Source organism: Paenibacillus radicis (ex Gao et al. 2016), from assembly GCF_014641555.1.
Taxonomy (GTDB): domain Bacteria; phylum Bacillota; class Bacilli; order Paenibacillales; family Paenibacillaceae; genus Pristimantibacillus; species Pristimantibacillus radicis.
On sequence record NZ_BMHY01000002.1, the window covers coordinates 62,183 to 81,325 of the forward strand.

Here is a 19,143-nt window from a genome sequence, read left to right on the forward strand (position 1 = left end):
AAAATAGAAATTCACTTATTCTTTGATAGAGGTTATGATAGAATTTAAATGTAAATATTTTGAAATCGCATAAGGGTTATAAAATTAAATAGCTCTGGAAGGCGACTTGATCCTTACCAGATTATGAGTTGCAATGATGCAGTCCAATCAAAAACTCAACTGTTTGCTTGATTCGGCTATCGTTTTATCGAAGGCAGACATGGCCCGTTTATCCGCTGGATATAACGTGGAATTGTTTTCTCCACATAACCCGAACGAAGAGCAACTAAGCAATTGTGATGCGGTGCTTCTCCATAGCCGCTTGTCTCGAGACTCGCTTTTGAAAATGTCTAAGTGTAAGTATATTGGGATTCGTGCCCATAATACGGATTATATTGACCGGAAATTGGCTGAGGAATTGGGGATATCCTATAAAGGAATTCCTCAATTAAGTCAAACCTCAGTAGCCGAGCATACCTTTGCTTTGATTTTCGCGGTGACGAAACAGTTGAAATTCTCTCACAACAATGTTATTCATGGTAATTGGCGAAGCGGATTAACTCCAAATTATGAGCTGGCCAGCAAGAAGCTGGGGATTATAGGAAACGGTCAGATTGGGAAGCAAGTAGGAGCAATCGGCCGGGCGCTTGGCATGGAGATTCTAGTCGCTTCTAAGCTTGGAGAAGAAAAAGAAGGAGAGTTGCCGCTCGGGCAAGTCATTCAGCAATCGGATATCCTTACGCTGCATTTATCCACTAAAGGAAATAGTGTATTTTTTGATAAAGAAAAAATCGCACGGATGAAGCCAAATGCTATTCTCATCAATACGTCCAGAGGAAGCTTGTTGGATTACAAATTTTTAGAAGAGAGCTTGCGCGCAGGAAAGCTGTTCGGAGCCGGGTTGGACGTGTTTCCCGAGGAGCCGTTAAAAGAAACTTCACTATGTGACCTGACTAACGTTATTTGCACACCACACGTTGCTTATTATACAGAGGAAACGATAGCATCAATGAACGAAACGTTGATCACAAATCTTGAGGAATTTCATAAGGCAGTGGAAGACAAGGAGAACTAGATACTACCGTCAAAAAACCGGCAGCGTTGTTAACCTAACAACGCTGCCGACTTCCTTTTATCCCCCTAATTCCACCTCCACGACACCCGTTGGACACTCCCTGAACGAATAGCCAATCCCTCTCACAGTCGTAATCATCGCGCCTACTTCAGGCGATATGGCGGACAGCTTATCACGAATACGCTTAATATGCGTATCTACTGTGCGATGGTCATAGACATCAGCCTGTCTCCATACGGCGTCCAGAAGCTGGGAGCGGGTATGCGCGATGTCTGCATTCAGCACCAGATAATAGAGCAGATCAAATTCTTTTAGAGAAAAATGAATGCTGCGATCATCCACCACAACGCGGTGAGCGGAGGGATTAATGACAATTCGCTTGAGCTGAATCGTTCGATACACGGTTCGGCTCACGCCCTTTAGAATCTGCGCCGAGGTCCGCTTAAGAATAGCGCGGGTTCGCAGCACCAGCTCCTTATAGGATAAAGGCTTCTCCATACAGTCATCTGCGCCTGCTTCAAAGGCAGCCAAGCGTTGATCCTCCCGTTCATTTGGAGTGAACATCAGGATAGGAATTTGCAGCTTTTTCCGGATCGATAAGCACAGTTGAATATTGGTCATTCCTCCAGTCAGTTCGTCGATTATTATGAGGCTATAATGGTCGGGATTGGATTTGAACAGGGTATGATTCGGACTATACGTACTTTCGGTGACGTAGCCTTCTTTAAGAAATAAGGATTTTAATACCACATGGACATGCTTGTCCGGACTCACGATCAGAATGACGCCTTTCTTTTGCTTCAAACAAAAGTACCTCCATTTATGTTTTTGTTGAGCTGAAGCTAATGGTCATTTTTTAGGCAACACTTGCCCCTTAGCACCCCATACAAATAAAGCAGCAACAGCCAGAGCCACGATTAGAAGCGGAGCGACCATAATGAGTACAAATTCCATTGTCCATCACCAGCTTTCTGAATTATTTCGTGTTTCCTTTGATGTATGGCGTGTTGAACAGGAACAGCTTCATTAATAGATACAACGATGGAATGAGCAGCAGCAAGCCGAGTATGAAGGCGACAATGAGTGCAATCGCCATGGACGGGCTGGTGAAATTATCGTGTATCGTCAAGTACGGATAAAGAATGTAAGGCAGATGGGCAGAGCCATAGCCGTAGAAGGCGAACGCAAATTGTAAAATGACACAAATAAACGATAGGCCCAGCCGTTTCTTTTTCCATACGAAGTAAACCGCAATGAGGAAAAAGACGAAGGATAGGGCGAACATCCAGGACCGGTCCAGCATGTTGTTGAAATGCTCCCGATTGTGGTTGTGAATGGCGAAAAAGACGAGAAGACTGCTGATAATCGTTGGCAGGCTCCAAGCCAGCGCATATTTCCGGACGACCTGGAAAGCGGGGATATCCCCGGCTTTATGAGCATAGAAGCTCAGAAACATCGCGGAAATGTACAAGACGCTAACCAATGCGAGCAGTACGACCGCCCAAGAATAACTGCTGGTGAACAGCTCCTTGGCTAAAAACACTACTTTGCCGTCCTCGCCGACCTGGATATATCCGCCTTCCGATATGGTCAATACCGTGGATAGAGCTGCGGGGATGAGCAGACCGCTCGCGCCATACATCAGGGTATAGATTTTCCGGCTGCGGGAGCCGTAATGATTGAAAGCATAATAAGCTCCGCGCACGGCTAACAGAACAATGGCAATGCTGCCGGGGATGAGCAGCGCTGTCCCGTAGTAGTAGGCCGTATCCGGAAAGAAGCCGATAAACCCGACGAAAAAGAAGACCAGAAACACATTCGTCACTTCCCATACCGGTGACAAATAACGATTGATAATGGCATGGATGACATGCCTAGTTTCGGTGATGGAGCTGTAGTAGCTGAAAAATCCGGCTCCGAAATCAATCGAGGCGACGATGAGATAGCCGAACAGAAACGTCCACAATACGGTTATGCCTACCACTTCATAGCTCATAAGCGTTAGCTGGCCTCCTTCCCGAGTGCGGCCAATTCATCCTCCGCATGATTGTTTTTGAACATTTTCAGCAGCACCCGGACCGACGAAATGCCTAATCCGACATACAGCAGCGTGAACAGCCATAGCATTAAGTCGACATGCTCGGAGGTTGTAGCGCCTTCTGTCGTGCGCATCAGGCCCCGCAAAATCCAAGGCTGTCTGCCGACCTCGGAGAAAATCCAGCCATGCTCGATCGTAAGCATTGCGATTGGTGCGGCAGCGACTACGGCGAAAAGCAGCCATCGGCGATAGACATTGCCTCTTTTTCGAACCATCTCAATGACGAATAGGAGCGAGACGGCTACCATGAAAGCGACGTAGCCCATCTTAATATCGAATAAATAATGAATCCACAGCGGCGGCCGTTCGTCCTCTGGGAAATCATTCAGTCCCTTGACGACGGCAAAAGGGTTGCTATGGGCCAAAATGCTAAGCCCGTAGGGAATTTCCAGCCCATATTTAATCTCATTGTTGTCAGTCAGCACCCCGCCGAGAACGAGCGGTGCTTTAGCCGCCGTATCGAAGTGCCATTCGGCAGCCGCCAGCTTCTCCGGCTGATACTTAGCCAAATATTTGCCCGAGAGATCGCCGATCAGCGCGGTGGAAATCATAAATATGAACGCGCTGACCATCGTAAGCTTTAGCGCTTTTTTGTAATAGATATGGTCTTTCCCTTTGAGCAGCTTCCAGGCAGTTAATGCCGCGAGTACAAAAGCGCAGGTCAAGTAAGCGGAAGAAAGCACATGAGCGACCTTGGTCGGCATCGCCGGGCTCAACATGGCGGCTATCGGATTTACCTCGGAAATGAGTCCATCCGTCAGCTTAAAGCCAACGGGATAATTCATAAAGGCGTTGACGATCGTAATGAAAAACGCGGAGGCGGATGAGCCGATTACAACCGGGATGAGCAGCAAGAAGTGGGTCATGCGATTTTTGAAGCGATCCCAGGTGTAGAGATAAATGCCGAGAAAAATCGCCTCGAAAAAGAAAGCGAACGTCTCCAGAAACAGCGGCAGTGAAATGGACTGTCCCGCAACTCGCATAAAGCTTGGCCATAATAAACTGAGCTGCAGGCCGATTGCTGTACCGGTCACCACGCCAACGGCAACGGTAATGACAAAGCCGCGAGCCCAGCGGCGTGCAAGCAGCAGATAGTGCGGGTCATTCCGCCTAATGCCAATCCATTCGGCCAACGCGATCATAAGTGGAACACCGACACCAATGGTGGCATAAATAATATGAAAACCGAGCGTTAATGAGGTTAACATTCGGCTGTAGACGACGGGATCATAACCATTTAGCAGCATAAAATTGCTCCTTCATAAAATTAGTTTGTACGTGATGTTTACTGGGGCTAAGCTAACTAAAAATTTTGCGAGCAATGGATAACAGCATAAGCAGGGCGACTACGGCGCATAGCACAATCAATTTCTTCTCTTGCTGGACGGGATTCTTCTCTGATTTCATCAATTTCCTCGCCTTCCTACTATGTGATGTATTTCACAATGGTGATCTGGATTAAGTATGCGCCTTGCAAAGCCGAAGTGAAATAACTCGATAGGGCTATAAATGTCACGAATTATTGAATTTATATTTGAAAATGTGAACATAAAAATCCACCCCTAACGTGACGAACGAATCACATCTTGGGGTGGAGATCTGCTCATCTATTTGTTTTACCTATAAAGTTTATCTGAACTATATATTAGACCAATAATGTTTTGCCGCTATATGATTGATTTAAATAACAACGAGGAGGGAATGATTGGATGTCTATTTATGATTTTCAAGTGATTACAATGGACGGCAAGCCCGTTGAATTATCATTTTATCGCGGACAAGTTCTCCTTATTGTCAACACGGCAAGCAGATGCAGTTATTCCAGCCAATTTGCTGATCTTCAACAGCTCTACGAAACGTACAAGGATCAGGGGTTAGAAATTCTCGCTTTTCCTTGTAATCAATTCAACGAGAAAGAGCCAGGAAGCAACTCGGAGGTGCTTGAATACTGTCAGAGCAGCTTCGGCATGAAGTTTCCGTTATTTGAGAAGATTGAGGTTAGGGGAGCAGGTGCTCATCCTTTATTTCAACACTTGACGCAGAAAGCGCCGTTTCGTGGTTTTGATCCGCAAATCGCGAACAGTCAATGGATGCAGAATTTCCTTCAGGAAAAGTATCCGGACATTTATGCGGGTGACGGGATCAAGTGGAATTTCTCGAAATTTTTGATCGATCGGAACGGTCATGTTTATGGCAGATACGAGCCTACGACCGAACCGTTAAGCATAGCGCAAGATATTGAGGCTCTTCTGTTACTGCCCGGATGATGAACAAATAAGCATCGTTAGCAGCTAAGCTAACGATGCTTATTTGTTTGGATTTGCTGATAGAGGATTTCTATGCCCTGTTCAAGCTCGGCATCGGAGCCATAGGCGAATGACAGCCGGATATGATGAGCATCATTGGCAGCATAGATGTAGCCGGGATTAATGAGCACCTTATTCTTCAGCAGTTGCATGAATAAGTCGGTAGTTACAATCGGCTCGTGAAACTTTATCCAGATATAAAAGCCGCCTTTCGGCTTTTCCCAAGAAGCGATGGCTTGAAAATGCTGCTGTAATAAGCTGTCCATCAGCTCTGCACGGCGCTGGAGTTCTATTTTCAACTGCTCGATATGCCTTTCATATAAACCGGTTCGCAGCCAATGCTCGACGATTTGCTGAGAGATCGCGCTTGAGCCGTAATCCATCTGCATTTTTATATCAGCCAATCGTTGAATGACGGGGGTGGATGCAATGACCCAGCCAATTCGAAGTCCAGGACTTAACGTTTTGGATACACTGCCGATATAGAGTACCCCGCCTGTTTGGTCAAAAGCTTTCATTGCAGGCGTTGGCTCCTCGTCGAACAGCAATTCACAATAAACATCATCCTCAATGATCGGCAGCTGCGCCGATTCGCAAAGGGCGTACAATTCCTTTTTCTGTTGGATCGTCATGCAGTTTCCGGTTGGATTGTGGAGTGTCGGTATCGTATAGAGAATCGCTTGCCGATTTCGACGAATTCGCTGGATCATGTCTAACGTATATTGATGCTCGGATAGGCCATATAGATGCATCCCAAAGGATTGAAACGTGTGGATTGAATTCAAATAAGAAAAGCGGTCTTGCAGCACGAAAGAGCCGGTTTCAAGCAATCCTACTGAAATTAGTTGAAGCGCTTGAAGAGCGCCGGAGACGATGCAAATGTTCTCAGGAGAGGTTACGATGCCTCGTTTTTGCACATAACTGCAAATTGCTTGCCGCAGAGACAAGCTTCCTTGCGGGGAAGAGTAGCCGATTGTTTTGCCGTCCAAATCGAGCCCGCTGAGCGAAGCATGGATCGCCGCTGATGGCAATAACAAGGGGTTTAGCTCGCCTGTGCCTAATCGGATGACGGAATCATCCTGCTCAAATTCATTAATGAGCTGAATCGTTTGGAAGTTGGATTTATGAATACTCGCCTCAATATATTGCTGCCAATTGGTCTGCTTCTGCTTCACTAGAACATTCCATGAATCATTGGAGACATACGTAGCGGAGCCAGTCTTGGAGGACAAAAGTCCATTAGCCTTCAGTTCGTCTATGGCTTCTTGCAGCGTACTGCGATTCACACCAAATGACAGGGCAAGCTTGCGCTGCGGCGGGAGCTTGGTGCCGATGGGCCACTCGCCGCTTTCAATTTGTTCCGTCATCCACTGCACGATTTGTTTGGATAAACTAAGAGGTAACGAGCGATTTGGTTGCCAGTTCATGTGGACTCCTTATTCGGAAAATTGGGTGGAAAATCAGCCATCCAATTGGACCTTTTCTCTATTTATAGCACAGGTAAGATAGAGAAGAAAGGAGTGGAACGATGGAAGCGGTACTACATGGAATTATGCTGGCTTTTGGACTTATTTTGCCGTTGGGGGCACAGAATGTATTTGTCTTTACGCAGGGCGTTACGCAGCCCAGCCTATTAAGGGCTTTGCCGGCGATGATCACAGCGGCTATTTGCGATACGGTGCTCATCGTGCTGGCCATTCTGGGACTGTCGTTGATTGTTCTACAGTTTGAGTGGCTGAGATTTGTATTGTTGGCGGGAGGAATCCTATTTCTTGGATACATGGGCAAAGTGATTTGGTTCTCGGGGGCTGCGAATATGGATAGGGCAGAAGCGATGCCACTGAAAAAACAGATCGTTTTTGCGCTTTCGGTCTCGCTGTTAAACCCTCATGCCCTGTTAGATACGATTGGCGTCATTGGCACAAGTGCTGTGAAATATAGCGGACATGAACAATTACTGTTCACCTTTGCTTGTGTGTCGGCATCTTGGATTTGGTTTTTCGGCTTGGCGACAGCCGGTTCAACGATGAAGAAGATGAGAATTTCGAACCGAATATTTATTATGATTAATAAATGCTCCGCCTTGTTTATTTGGGGAACGGCTGTCTATTTGCTGATAAGTTTGTTCAAATAGTTGGAAAGTGGCAGCTGCTATTTCTAACTAGCTCGTCTGTTTCATGAATCAGTTCATGCAACAGCTCGAAAGCTTTCTCCAATACGGCTTGATCCTCAGTAACTAAAGTCAATATGTGATTTATTCGATTGGAGTAGCTGCTTGGAGCCATGCTAAATGAATCGGCAATAGCAACAGCACCTTTTTCATTCATCCCGTACGTTTCGTTAAGTGCAAACAAAACCTGATTCAAGCAGGAGACTGACCTGAAGATACATCCAGCAATGTAAGATAAGTCTTTTTTATAGATCCCTTTTTTCCCGATATCAAGGGAGAAGGCGGCTTCCCATAGAAATTTTTGAATCGTCTCTTTTTTCAAAACAGCAGGATATGGACGGGTTCTGGACTTCATTTCTCCAATAAGACCTGAGGGGTCCCACAACACCTTGCACAACGCTATTTCGGCTAAATAGATGGAGTTGATAAAGCCATGGGGATGCCCGGGCTGATAGTCGATTGTAATATCCCCTGCGAGACATTGGTTCATTACTTGCGACACCTTTGTAAGGTCACGATACAAGAAATCGACCGGCGTTTGATCCACTTGTAACCAGCCGCCGCCATTAATCCATGGACCCCAGCCGCCGATTTCGGTCACTAAATGTTCTCGGCGATTGTCATCCAAGCTAGAGGCGATTTCATTAAGCCGGGCAATGTCTAAGCCGTTGCTGGTATTATAATAAATTCCGATATCAATATCGGAGTTGGGATTTTCAGTCCCCCGGGCTCTGGAGCCGCCTAAAACGAGAGCACTTACACCATCGATTTGCTTTAGCTCATTAATGATTTTAGAAATTGTAGCGGGCACATCCATTTTTTTATCACTCCGTTCTGGCTTACTAGTAGAAACGCACGCAGCATCCAGCACTTTGTTTAGATTGTAAAACAGCTCTAAGCTTAAGAAAGGGCTGTCGGTATTCGATGGCAAAATGAAAAAAGCGACAAAGGCGTCGCTTTTTTCATATATCTCATCACTATTCTTGCTTACATATGGGCATCCGCATCTACATCTTGGATCAGTTCGACGGTTTCTCCTCCAGGCGCATTCAGAAAACCGTATTTCATATGAACAACCTGGCCGGAACGGGTAGGAATGTGGGAGATAGCAGGCATGGAGGCGACTGTGGCTCCGCATGCGATCGCTCTTTCGAAAGCGGCTTCGATGTTGTCGGTCCAAATCGCGACATGCTGCCACTTACCAGTGGCAAATGGTTCGGAAGTTCCGAATATTTCTAAGTAATCACCAGTACCCAGATCCAGAATAAAGGCGTGATCTTCTTTCCCTTCCGCGCCCCATTCCGCAACCAGCTCGGCATCAAAGGCGTTTCTGTAAAAGTTTGCGGTAACATGTAAATCAGGTACGCGCAGACAAACGTGATGAATCCCTTTTTGTTTTCGTTTTACATACATCGGCTTAACACCCTGCCTTTCTTATCGTCTGTGGTCCAGATTTTCGCGGGCATCGCGGGGGAGGTAACCGTCGGCCGATGTCGGAATCGTCATATCGGGACTCGGAGCCATCCATTTTGCGGCATTGCGCAGCACCTGATGGATTTCCTTCTGGTACAGAATCGGAAACGTTTCATGTCCCGGAGTAAACTGGAACAGTTTTCCTCTTCCACGGTAATACACGTTGCCGCTGCGGCAGACATCGCCGCCCTCCCACCAGGCAATAAAGACGGTCTGATCCGGTTCGGGAATCAGCTGAGGCTCGCCGTACATTTCATCCGCGGGAATTTCGATGCAATCGTTAATGCCATAGGCGATGGGATGGCCGGGATTGGTGACCCAGACGCGTTCTTTTTCCCCCTTGGGCATGGTACGAAAGCGTCCCCAAAGACCGGCATCATAATAGATGCCGAGCATTCTTTGCCAAGGCTTCGAAAAGATGGCGGAATGAAGGGCGATAAAGCCCATTCCGCGGTTGACGACATGATAGCAAATACGGTTAGCGATCGTATCATCAAAGGCAGCGTTATCGATGTGGCTCCACCAGATAAGGACATCGGTAGCCGCCAGAATGTCTTCGGAAAGCCCATGGGAAGGCATATTCTGGGTGGCAATCGTCACTTCAAAATCATCATAGCCATGAAAAGCCTGGGCGATAGCGGCATGAATGCCATCGGGATAGACTGATTTTACGGGCTCGTGGCGGTCCTGGTTGTGCTCGTTAAAGATGGTCACCTGAATTTTTCGTTCCATATAGGAAGCTCCCCCTTGCGCTTTTCGTTCGGGTCGATGGCCTGGCTGCTATTGTTGGAATTGAATACCGAGATGGGCACCGCAAGATTCACGGATGATTAAACGGGGCTGATGAGAAATGCTGATCCCTTCCGAATCATTATTAATCGCGTTTATCAAGGTCATGATGGACATGCGCCCCAGGTAGCTGTTCTGCTGGTCCAGCGTTGTCAGGCGGGGGCTGGTATATTCGCCGGAGGGAAACTGATCGCAGCTGGCAACGGAAATATCTTTCGGAACACTCAGTCCTTTGTCATTTATCGCCCGGATGGCCCCCTGCGCTACCGCATCGTTCATGCATATTATGGCGGTGGGGGTCGTTTCCGGTTGTTCCAGCAGCTTGGCCATCGCTCGATAGCCGTCCGGTGCATAATAATTGCTTAAAGAGATTAGGGAAGAGTCAAAGGAGATTCCCAGATTCTTCAGCGTCTGCGTATAGGCGGTCAGCCTGGCCGTGGTTGTGCGAATCCCTTCCTCGCCTCCGACAAAACCGATCTTGCGGCGGCCCAGCGCCAGCAGATGATGAATCAGAGCAGGTATGCCGCCGCTTAAATTTCGGTTCAGGAAGATACAATTGCAATCCGGAACGGATTCTCCCAGAATGACGACCGGAATTTGCTTGCCCATACGATTTAAGGCTTCTTTATAGGCATCCGAAATGTGATCCCGGTCGATCTCGCCACCCAAAATCAGCACACCGTCTACCTGCTTATCCAGTATCATCTGGAAATAGGTATTTTCCGGTATGGCATCGGAAACGCCATGGTTGGACCCACCGTAAAAGGTGTTGCATAGAATGATGGAATACCCTAAATCTACCGCGTAGCGCTGGATCTCCAAATACAGCTCGCTGAAGTAAGGATTCGTAATATCCGATACGATGACTCCGAGTGTCTTCGTATGGTTGCTCGTCATGGCACGGGCCAAGGAGCTTGGTGAGAAGTTGTGTTTATTAATGATATCCGTCACGCGCGCCTTGGTCCTTGCGGAAACGTAAGGGCTGTTGTTGATAACGCGGGATATGGTCGAAACGGACACTCCGCTTAACTCCGCGATTTGATAAATCGTAAGCTTTTTCCGATCATCTGGCATAGAAAAAAATCCTCTCTTCTATAACATCTATACAGAATCGCCAGCATATGTTATTGAAACCGGTACCAAGATTGTGCAAGATGTGAACATAAGCTTAAAGAACAGTAAATACAGGTATAAACAGGAAATATCTCAATTTTCTTAATTGTATTATGGTGAAAATTAAAAGTCAACGAAGTTCACATAATTTTGGTACCGATACCAAAATGACAGATCTGCACAGAAAATGTAAAAATAAATCGTTGGAATTGAGGTTGACAAGAATGAATTGTTTAATTTATAGTTCATGGTAGGAAGTGGAAGTGCCAAAACGGATAAACGGGCAGGTACTTTATTTTTTATTCGGTTTTGGAAGCGGTGCCAATTGGGGGTGTCGAAGTAAATTTAATGTTTGACAAAAAGGAATTGTATAATTTATAGTTCAAGTTAGGGGTTGAAATTCCAAAAAGGTTAAACGGAGAGGCTGCTTATATTTTTTTCTTTCATTTTGGTACCGGTACCAAAATGACTTGAACTAGGTGATATTCGTACCGATAATGATGGAATGAGGTTGATTATTTTTTTTGAATCATATTGGTATCGCTTACAAACTGTCGTTAGGTCAATTTGGAAATGAAATACCCTTAAAAATAAGGTTTTGGTATCGATACCAAGAGTAAAGGGAGTAGATGCGATGCGTGCTGTAACGCGTGGTGTATTCAACGAGTTGTACAAACACAAGACTTTATATGCAATGACGCTTCCGGCATTGATCTTTTTCGTGATTTTCAGCTATATCCCCATGATGGGTGTGTACTATGCATTCATCGATTATGACTTCGGCAAGGGGATTCTTCACAGTCCGTTCGTAGGACTGAAAAACTTTCAGTATTTCGTTTCAGGCGGATGGGATGCACCGATCGTTTACTTGACCAAGAACACGATTCTTTACAATCTGGTGTTCATTCTTCTGGGAAATCTCATGCAGTGTATATTTGCGATCATGCTTACAACGATTGTCGGAAGGCTCTTTAAGAGAACATCGCAATCCATTATGCTGCTGCCGCACTTTGTTTCCTACGTTATCGTAGGTACGATTGCTTATAACATTTTCAACAGCAACTACGGTGTACTCAACTCGCTGTTGAAGGCTATGGGCGGGAATGGGGTCAGCGTGTATATGATCGAATGGATCTGGCCGATTATCATTACGCTTTTCTTCTTGTGGAAAAGTACGGGGTTCGGGATGGTTGTCTATCTCGCTGCGATCACGGGCTTTGACCGGGAAGTTTATGAAGCGGCCAAAATCGATGGTTGCAACCTGTTCAAGGAGATCAGGTACATCACACTGCCGATGTTAAAGCCGACATTCATTATGCTGGTGCTGTTCAGCCTGGGCGGTATCATGAGAGGGCAGTTCGAACTGTTCTATAACCTGATTCAGAGAAACGGGCAGCTGTTCTATGCAACGGATGTTCTGGATACTTACATTTACCGTGCGATGACGGTCAATTTCAATCTGGGTACTTCTACGGCAGCTGGTGTTTACCAATCCGTATTTGGCTTTGTCCTTGTGATCACCGTTAACAGGATCATACGTAAAGTGAGTCCGGAAAACGCCTTATTCTAGAAAAGGAGAGTCGAAAACCATGAATACACATAGGCTATCTGCCAGCGAAAGAGGATTAAAAATATTTTTCTATATCGTTCTTTCAATCGTGTCCATCATTTGTGCACTGCCCTTTATTCTGGTGATTTCCGGTTCTTTTTCAGACAGCGCGCAGATTCTGAAAAGCGGTTACTCCATTGTGCCTAGGGGATTTTCGCTGGATGGCTACCGCAGTATTTTCCTGTTCCCTGCGCAAATTGCCAAAGCTTATGGCGTGAGTCTTTTTGTAACCGTGGCGGGAACCGGGATCGGCCTGATGGTCATGACCCTCTGCGGTTACGCCATTTCCAGAAGTGAATTGAAATATCGCAATGTGGTCTCTTTCATGATTTACTTTACAACTCTTTTTTCCGGCGGCCTGGTACCCTGGTATATCGTGGTTACCAAGCTGGGATTAAAGGATAGCATCTGGGCGTTGATCATTCCGGCCATCTGCAGCTCGTTTTATATCTTGCTTATTCGTAATTTTATGAAAACTATTCCGGAAGCCCTCGTGGAATCGGCCAGGATAGAAGGAGCCGGGGAGTTTCGTACGCTGTTGCAGATTGTCGTGCCGATGTCTAAGCCGATCCTGGCCACCATTGCTTTGTTTCTGGCGCTTTCCTACTGGAATGATTGGTACCTGGCTTCCCTTTATGTTACGAAAGCCGATTTGTGGCCATTGCAATACCGGTTATACAACATTCTGAATGCCGCCTCCAAGATCGCTTCAGTTGGTGCGGAGAACTTTACCGGTAAAATTTTGCCAACCGAGACGCAGAAGCTGGCGAACGCAATCGTGGCGACGGGACCCATCATTTTCTTATATCCTTTCCTGCAGAAGTACTTTGTTCAAGGGATTTCCATCGGTGCGGTAAAAGGATAAGTACACAGCGGTAGTAATGAAAGTTACTATATAGGTCTACTTTTTGTAAATTGGGGAAAGGGTCGAAAAGCAGGAACGATTCCTATTTAAAAGAGGAGGAAAGTGTAAGATGAGAAAGATAATGAAGAAGCTGACAGTGGGGTTAGTGGGAGCGGCAATGATCTTCGGCACCGTGGCATGCAGCAGTGAAAAGGCGCCGGCGGAGGGCAAGGCGAACTCGGGTTATACAGGCGATCTGGATTACGTGAAGCTCAAAATGTATGCGATTTCAGATGCGCCCAATAACACGGATCTCTCGAAGCAGTACTGGGAAAAGCTTAATACCGTATTAAAAAAGGAACTTAATACGACGATCGAGTTCACTTACGCGGCAGGCAACGACTACAAAAACAACTATGCCTTGGCTATTGCTTCCGGAGAACCATATGACCTGATGCAGGCGGCTCCCGGCTGGTTGGATTATCAAAGCTATGCTGCCAAGAATGCATTTATGCCGCTTGACGATCTGCTGCCGAAGTACGCGCCTTACCTCTGGAGCAAGGTTCCGAAGACGACGTGGGATGCGGCAACCGTTAACGGAAAGATCTACGGCGTTCCCGGTTTGGAAACGGGCGTAACGGCACCAGCCTTCGTATACAGAGAGGATTTAAGAAAGAAGCATAATCTGCCTGAAATCAAGTCCATGGATGATATCGAGACGTATCTGCAAGGCATTAAGGACAAGGAGCCGGATATCATCCCAAGCGATGACTATCAGAGTCAGGTATACGGGACTTCCTGGATCTACACCACGCCTTATATCGGCATCGACGAAATTCACGACAGACTGTACAACTTTGTTTATGACCCGAGAAATGGTGAAGTGCGCAGCGTTATCGAGACACCTGAATTCAAAGAATACATGTACAAAATGAAGGATTGGGCCGACCGCGGCTTCTGGTCCTCCAGCGTTCTTACCAGCACGAACTGGGGCGTATCGCAGGTGCTTAACGGCGTAGCGGCGGCATCCTTCAACGAACAGCTGCCTGGGTATAACAACCATGCGACGCAGGTGAAAAATGAACATAGCGCAGAAGGCTGGGAATTGAATTACTTTATGTATTTCGAAGCAAATCCGGACTCCGTTCTTCATGGTTCCACGACCAGCAATATGGCGGCTGTTTCGACGAATGCCAAGAATCCGGAAAGAGCGCTGATGGTACTGGATTATATCCAGCAGCATGAAGAGCTCTGGGATCTCATTACTTACGGTACGGAAGGCGTTAACTATAGCCTGACTTCCGACGGCATGATCGATACGTCTAAAATTGCGGACGGCGCATCCTTCAACTATTTCCCTAGCGGAATGTTCGGCAACGCAAACTTCAAGAAGCGCAAGAGCGATGCTTGGGAGCATTATGACACGATGATGGAGAAGATCAATAATAAAGTGGTTCCAGACATTTTCGAAGGCTTTGTCTTAGACAAGAGCAGCATCGAAACGGAGTATACTGCGCTCAATGATGTAAATAGCCAATTCGGAATTCCGCTGGAGGCAGGCCTTCTCAGTGATGTGGATAAGGCATACGACAAATATGTGGAAAAAGCCAAAGCTGCAGGTCTCGATAAGGTTAGAACGGAAGTGGAAAAACAAGTCAAAGCTTGGCTTGCATCCAAAAAGTAAAAAATTAACGTCCCGTCCCTCCCGCAAGGGAAGGGACGGAATTATAAAAGATGGCGAGGAGCGAAGTGTTATGAAGAGCAAAGTATACATTATTCGCGATGATATTAACCATCCGAAGGAAGTCATCGATCCGGTTATGGAGAAGGTGTTCGATGCGGAGCGGTGGGAGGTTGTCCTCACGGATCGGGCGAGAGATTTGATCGAGACCGAGGAAGCGGCAGATTTAACCCTGTTCTTTACGAACGGAAGACCCGAAGGCGAGGAGAATCTGAGCCCGGAAGAGCAGCTTCAGATTGTCCAGAAGGTGCGCAGCGGCATGGGCATGATGTTCATCCATGCAGGGCTTGTGCTAATCGAGCCAGACAGCCCGTTCTATGTGGAGCTGAATTCCGGCCGCTTCGTCGAGCATTCTCCTTATCACGTAGAGGTGACGAATAATCCGGTGACTAGCTTCAAACACCCGATTATTGAGGGCATCGAGCCGTTTACCGTTCTTGACGAGCACTACTACTGTCAAGTGGACACAACAAGAACCGATGTGATTCTGTTCAGTACTTCCCAGCATGTGACGGCAGCAGGGGGATGGGCACATGGGGTTGGGTCAGGCAAAGTTGTGGCGCTGACTCCGGGGCATAATCCGGAAGCGCTGGGTCATCCTCAAATGATTCAGCTCATGAAGAACGGCGCGGATTGGGCTGTTCGGCAGAGCTAGAATATAACAAGGGAGCGATGTGTCGGTGGGTTCGATATCGGTTGCATTAGGATTGTATTCGGTATACAAGGAGTTTCAGAGAGACCTGGAGTCGACGCTGCGCAGAGTCAAGGCTATCGGCTATGATGGGGTGGAATTTTACGGCCCGTTCAGTCATGAACCGGAGAAGATTAAAGCTTTGCTGGAGGAAATCGGACTATTCAACTGTGGCTGGCATACGGAATGGAAATTGCTGCAGGCGGATACGATTGAAGCAACGCTGGATTATCATGCCCGCGCGGGAACGACCCGTATTATTATCCCGGCCTTGGGCGGGCCTTGGGAAATCGGACATAAGCAGAGCGAGGATTGCGCGGAGGTGTGGGTACAGTACGCAGCCCGCATCAACGAACTTGCGAAGCTGGCAGAAGAGCGGAATTTCAGCATCGGCTACCATACCCATGCGCATGAATTCGATACACATTTCGGAGAGTTGACACCGTGGTCGATTCTTAGCGAACATACCGATTCCGGCGTCATTCTAGAGCTGGATACGGGCAATTGCATCGAAGCGGAGGCCGATCCGGCTCAGGTTATTGCAGATCATCCGGGCAGAGTAGAGCTTGTGCATTGCAAGCCGTTCTCCGGCAAGCTTGGTCACGAGACCTTCATCGGCAGCGCTACGGATGACAACGACTGGCCGGCTATTCTTGAGGCATGCGTCCGCTCGGGAACCGAGTGGCTGATCGTAGAGCATGAATCGGAGACTGAGTATCCTCAGTTCGATGGCACGGAACGGTGTTATGCCGGAATGATGGAGCAGCTGAGCCGGCTTCAGGCGGCTCAAGACAGAGGAATTTAGCAGAGTATAGATGTGACATTTAGAGGCTAACAAGCCAGTGGGAGAGGTTACGGTGATACAGACAAATCAAGCGATCAGATTCACGGGCAAGCAGCAAGCGTCGCTTGTGCAGTGCGATTGGGATCCGTCGCCGCTTGCTGATGATGAAATTATAGGAAGAACGATCGTATCGCTCGTTTCGAACGGCTCGGAGATGGGCGCTTATAAGGACTATACCGGGGGAATGAAGTATCCGGTGGAGACCGGCTATGCCGCTATTCTCGAGGTGCTTGAGGTCGGGAACGCGATTACGAATGTGAAAGCGGGCGAACGCGTTCTTGCGTTGTCCCCGCATCAGGCGTACAGCCGGGTCAAATTCAATGATTATATTCCCGTGCCGGAGGGAATGAAGCCGGAGCATGCCGTGATCGGCCGATTCCCGGCCGTCTCGATGACTTCCATGATTCATTCCAGAATCCGTCCTACGGAATCGGTTATGGTAACGGGACTTGGCATCGTGGGCCTTATGTGCGCTCAAGTCATGCAGCATTGCGGCTATGAGGTTTATGCCTTCGATCCGAACGAGGGCCGCAGGGAAACAGCCCGCTCTTGCGGATTGCGGCATGTCCATGCCTCGCCGGAAGAAGTGCCCGTATTGAAAGGAACCGCCGGTTTAGCGATAGACTGCTCAGGCAGGGAGGAAGCAGTGTATTCCTTGCTTGACAACCTGCGCAAGGGCGGTGAGCTGTATTTGGTCGGCGTGCCATGGTTCCGTTCGACGGACAAGTTTGCGCATGATTTGCTGCGGAGCATTTTCTACGGATACGTACAGGTTAATTCGGGCTGGGAATGGTCCCTTCCGCGACATTCTTCGGAGTTTCATCCCAACAGCAATAGCGGCAGCATCAGGAAAGCCATGGAATGGATTCGCGATGGGCTGATTCAGGTTGAGAACATTTATGACATTTATGCGCCAAGCGCATGTGGAGAAGTGTATGCGGGAATCGCCGACGGTACATTGACGAAACCCTGCGTTATTTTTGATTGGAGCTGAGACGATGTATACGACAACTAAAAAGCAGGGTATCCATCATGTTTGCTTAAAGACGAAGGATATAGAAAGTACAGTCAAGTTTTATATGGAAGGACTTGGCGCGCGCTTTGTTGTGGAATGGGGCAAGGACGGAGAAGAGGATCATGCGGTGCTGGTGGATCTGGGTGACGGGGACTTTCTGGAAATCTACGAAACGAAAAGGGAATTCGTCGATGGGATGTGGGAGCATCTGGCAGTGCGCACAGCGGATATAGAGGAATCGGTACGTCGGGCTGTGGCGGCGGGAGCAACGCCTCTTGGCGTTCCGCGCCATAGCAATATTCCAACCCGTTCGGGAGAAATCGTCAGCTTGAGCTTCTCCTATGTTCGCGCGCCCGGCGGCGAGCTCGTCGAGTTCATTCAGGATGACGCTTAATACAGGCGTTCGCAGGAGGAAACACCATGGAGAAGTCTGTACTGGCTATTGATTTGGGAGGAACCAAAATCTTGATCGGAGAAGTTTCGCTAGGCGGCGAAGTGCTCGGAAGCAAGGTTTATGAATCAGAGGTTGTATCGCAAGAACAAGTGTTTGAGACGTTAACGGCAGCCCTCGAAGATTACATCAAGGAAGTGGGGCTGCAACGCGAAGCTGCGGCAATCGGTATCGGTGTAGTAGGACGGGTCAATACAAGCGAGGGTATCTGGTTTGAAATCGATCCTTCCAGAAGCCGGCCGATGGAGCTCGCTCGGAGAATCGGCGAGCGATTCGCATTGCCGTGCACAATCGGCAACGATGTCTACTGCGCAACGCTTGCGGAGCAGGAATGGGGCTGCGGCACCTATTCGGACAATTTTATTTATATGAATATCGGCACGGGGATTGCTGCGCGTAGCGTAGTAAACGGCAAGCCGATTATTGGCGGGCATTTCAATGCAGGCGAGGTTGGGCATCATGTCGTAGATAATAATAGCGATGTTCAATGCGTATGCGGAAGAAAGGGCTGCGTGGAGCCGCTCGCTTCCGGTCTCGGGATGCACAATCGGATCGTTGCGATGAAGCCGTCTTATACCGATTCGATCATTGTCATCCCCAGCGAAGGCCGGGTAGACGTTGCAGAGATTTTTGCAGGCTACGATCAAGGCGATCGGCTCTGCATAGAGGTTGTGGATACCGCTCTGCAGGCTGTAGCAGATACGATTATGAATATGGTCCGCTTCTCCGATCCGGACACTGTCGTGCTTGGCGGCGGCGTTGTTAGCGGGAGCTGGTTTGTGGATAAGCTGCAGTCCCGGCTGCAGGCGAAGACGATGCGTTTCGTTATTAACGGCGTGAAGAAATCAACGATCGACGAGGCCTTTATCGGATTGAAGGGTGCCTCAAGGCTCGCTATACGATCGATGACCATGCAGCAAGCTTAACAGGGGGAGGGATAACGAA

The 19,143-nt window shown here is 47.9% G+C and carries 20 protein-coding genes; 11 read left to right on the top strand and 9 right to left on the bottom strand.

What is annotated here, in order from left to right; translation table 11 throughout:
- Positions 1 to 133: 133 nt before the first annotated feature.
- Entirely contained in the window at positions 134 to 1,054 is a 921-nt protein-coding gene (locus IEX98_RS05950; RefSeq protein ID WP_188888035.1) for a 2-hydroxyacid dehydrogenase, read from the top strand.
- A 57-nt stretch (positions 1,055 to 1,111) separates the two neighbouring features.
- Here the strand turns inward: IEX98_RS05950 and IEX98_RS05955 are convergent, their stop codons facing one another.
- Genes IEX98_RS05955 through IEX98_RS05965 form a run of 4 tightly spaced genes read right to left on the bottom strand, consistent with a single transcriptional unit; the run spans position 1,112 to position 4,399 of the window.
- A complete protein-coding gene (locus tag IEX98_RS05955) occupies positions 1,112 to 1,858 on the bottom strand; it encodes a response regulator transcription factor (protein WP_188888036.1) in 747 nt (248 codons plus the stop codon).
- 45 nt (positions 1,859 to 1,903) lie between these two features.
- Complete coding sequence (gene cydS / locus IEX98_RS29505) at positions 1,904 to 2,008, bottom strand: cytochrome bd oxidase small subunit CydS (RefSeq protein WP_374705324.1); 105 nt, start codon at positions 2,006 to 2,008, stop codon at positions 1,904 to 1,906.
- A gap of 22 nt (positions 2,009 to 2,030) precedes the next feature.
- Positions 2,031 to 3,050, bottom strand: coding sequence for a cytochrome d ubiquinol oxidase subunit II (locus IEX98_RS05960; protein WP_188888037.1), 1,020 nt, complete (start codon positions 3,048 to 3,050; stop codon positions 2,031 to 2,033).
- Between the two features lie 5 nt (positions 3,051 to 3,055).
- Positions 3,056 to 4,399 (bottom strand): cytochrome ubiquinol oxidase subunit I, encoded by a 1,344-nt coding sequence (locus IEX98_RS05965; RefSeq protein ID WP_188888038.1) that lies wholly within the window; start codon positions 4,397 to 4,399, stop codon positions 3,056 to 3,058.
- Between the two features lie 462 nt (positions 4,400 to 4,861).
- On the opposite strand from IEX98_RS05965, the gene IEX98_RS05970 reads away from it, so the two are divergent.
- Positions 4,862 to 5,419 carry a glutathione peroxidase gene (locus IEX98_RS05970; RefSeq protein WP_188888039.1) on the top strand — a complete coding sequence of 186 codons (558 nt, stop codon included), beginning with the start codon at positions 4,862 to 4,864 and terminating at the stop codon, positions 5,417 to 5,419.
- Positions 5,420 to 5,448: 29 nt separating this feature from the next.
- Here IEX98_RS05970 and IEX98_RS05975 read toward each other — a convergent pair whose 3' ends face one another.
- Positions 5,449 to 6,885 carry an aminotransferase-like domain-containing protein gene (locus IEX98_RS05975; RefSeq protein ID WP_188888040.1) on the bottom strand — a complete coding sequence of 479 codons (1,437 nt, stop codon included), beginning with the start codon at positions 6,883 to 6,885 and terminating at the stop codon, positions 5,449 to 5,451.
- Between the two features lie 101 nt (positions 6,886 to 6,986).
- Between IEX98_RS05975 and IEX98_RS05980 the strand changes: the two genes are divergently transcribed.
- The gene (locus IEX98_RS05980; RefSeq protein WP_188888041.1) at positions 6,987 to 7,592 is read left to right on the top strand and encodes a LysE/ArgO family amino acid transporter; all 606 of its coding nucleotides are present in this window, start codon (positions 6,987 to 6,989) and stop codon (positions 7,590 to 7,592) included.
- On the opposite strand, the gene IEX98_RS05985 is transcribed toward IEX98_RS05980, so the two are convergent.
- The 4 genes from IEX98_RS05985 to IEX98_RS06000 all read right to left on the bottom strand — a co-directional run bounded on the left by IEX98_RS05985 (position 7,585) and on the right by IEX98_RS06000 (position 10,964).
- Positions 7,585 to 8,445 (bottom strand): nucleotidyltransferase domain-containing protein, encoded by an 861-nt coding sequence (locus tag IEX98_RS05985; RefSeq protein WP_188888042.1) that lies wholly within the window; start codon positions 8,443 to 8,445, stop codon positions 7,585 to 7,587. The genes IEX98_RS05980 and IEX98_RS05985 overlap by 8 nt on opposite strands.
- A 170-nt stretch (positions 8,446 to 8,615) precedes the next feature.
- Positions 8,616 to 9,041 carry a VOC family protein gene (locus IEX98_RS05990; protein ID WP_188888043.1) on the bottom strand — a complete coding sequence of 142 codons (426 nt, stop codon included), beginning with the start codon at positions 9,039 to 9,041 and terminating at the stop codon, positions 8,616 to 8,618.
- Between the two features lie 21 nt (positions 9,042 to 9,062).
- Complete coding sequence (locus IEX98_RS05995) at positions 9,063 to 9,833, bottom strand: ThuA domain-containing protein (RefSeq protein WP_188888044.1); 771 nt, start codon at positions 9,831 to 9,833, stop codon at positions 9,063 to 9,065.
- A 48-nt stretch (positions 9,834 to 9,881) separates the two neighbouring features.
- Positions 9,882 to 10,964, bottom strand: a complete 1,083-nt coding sequence (locus tag IEX98_RS06000) for a LacI family DNA-binding transcriptional regulator (protein ID WP_188888045.1) — start codon at positions 10,962 to 10,964, stop codon at positions 9,882 to 9,884.
- A gap of 673 nt (positions 10,965 to 11,637) precedes the next feature.
- Between IEX98_RS06000 and IEX98_RS06005 the strand changes: the two genes are divergently transcribed.
- The 8 genes from IEX98_RS06005 (at position 11,638) to IEX98_RS06040 (ending at position 19,124) form a co-directional block, all read left to right on the top strand.
- Complete coding sequence (locus tag IEX98_RS06005; protein WP_188888046.1) at positions 11,638 to 12,573, top strand: ABC transporter permease; 936 nt, start codon at positions 11,638 to 11,640, stop codon at positions 12,571 to 12,573.
- A gap of 19 nt (positions 12,574 to 12,592) precedes the next feature.
- The gene (locus IEX98_RS06010) at positions 12,593 to 13,477 is read left to right on the top strand and encodes a carbohydrate ABC transporter permease (RefSeq protein WP_042166710.1); all 885 of its coding nucleotides are present in this window, start codon (positions 12,593 to 12,595) and stop codon (positions 13,475 to 13,477) included.
- A gap of 109 nt (positions 13,478 to 13,586) precedes the next feature.
- A complete protein-coding gene (locus tag IEX98_RS06015; protein ID WP_188888047.1) occupies positions 13,587 to 15,140 on the top strand; it encodes an extracellular solute-binding protein in 1,554 nt (517 codons plus the stop codon).
- Positions 15,141 to 15,210: 70 nt separating this feature from the next.
- The gene (locus tag IEX98_RS06020; protein WP_188888048.1) at positions 15,211 to 15,852 is read left to right on the top strand and encodes a ThuA domain-containing protein; all 642 of its coding nucleotides are present in this window, start codon (positions 15,211 to 15,213) and stop codon (positions 15,850 to 15,852) included.
- A 25-nt stretch (positions 15,853 to 15,877) separates the two neighbouring features.
- A complete protein-coding gene (locus IEX98_RS06025) occupies positions 15,878 to 16,693 on the top strand; it encodes a sugar phosphate isomerase/epimerase family protein (RefSeq protein ID WP_188888049.1) in 816 nt (271 codons plus the stop codon).
- Between the two features lie 52 nt (positions 16,694 to 16,745).
- Positions 16,746 to 17,726, top strand: a complete 981-nt coding sequence (locus IEX98_RS06030) for a zinc-binding dehydrogenase (RefSeq protein ID WP_188888050.1) — start codon at positions 16,746 to 16,748, stop codon at positions 17,724 to 17,726.
- Positions 17,727 to 17,730: 4 nt separating this feature from the next.
- A complete protein-coding gene (locus IEX98_RS06035) occupies positions 17,731 to 18,141 on the top strand; it encodes a VOC family protein (protein WP_188888051.1) in 411 nt (136 codons plus the stop codon).
- A gap of 26 nt (positions 18,142 to 18,167) precedes the next feature.
- Positions 18,168 to 19,124: an ROK family protein gene (locus IEX98_RS06040; RefSeq protein WP_188888052.1), complete on the top strand. Its 957-nt coding sequence runs from the start codon at positions 18,168 to 18,170 to the stop codon at positions 19,122 to 19,124.
- Positions 19,125 to 19,143 lie beyond the last annotated feature (19 nt).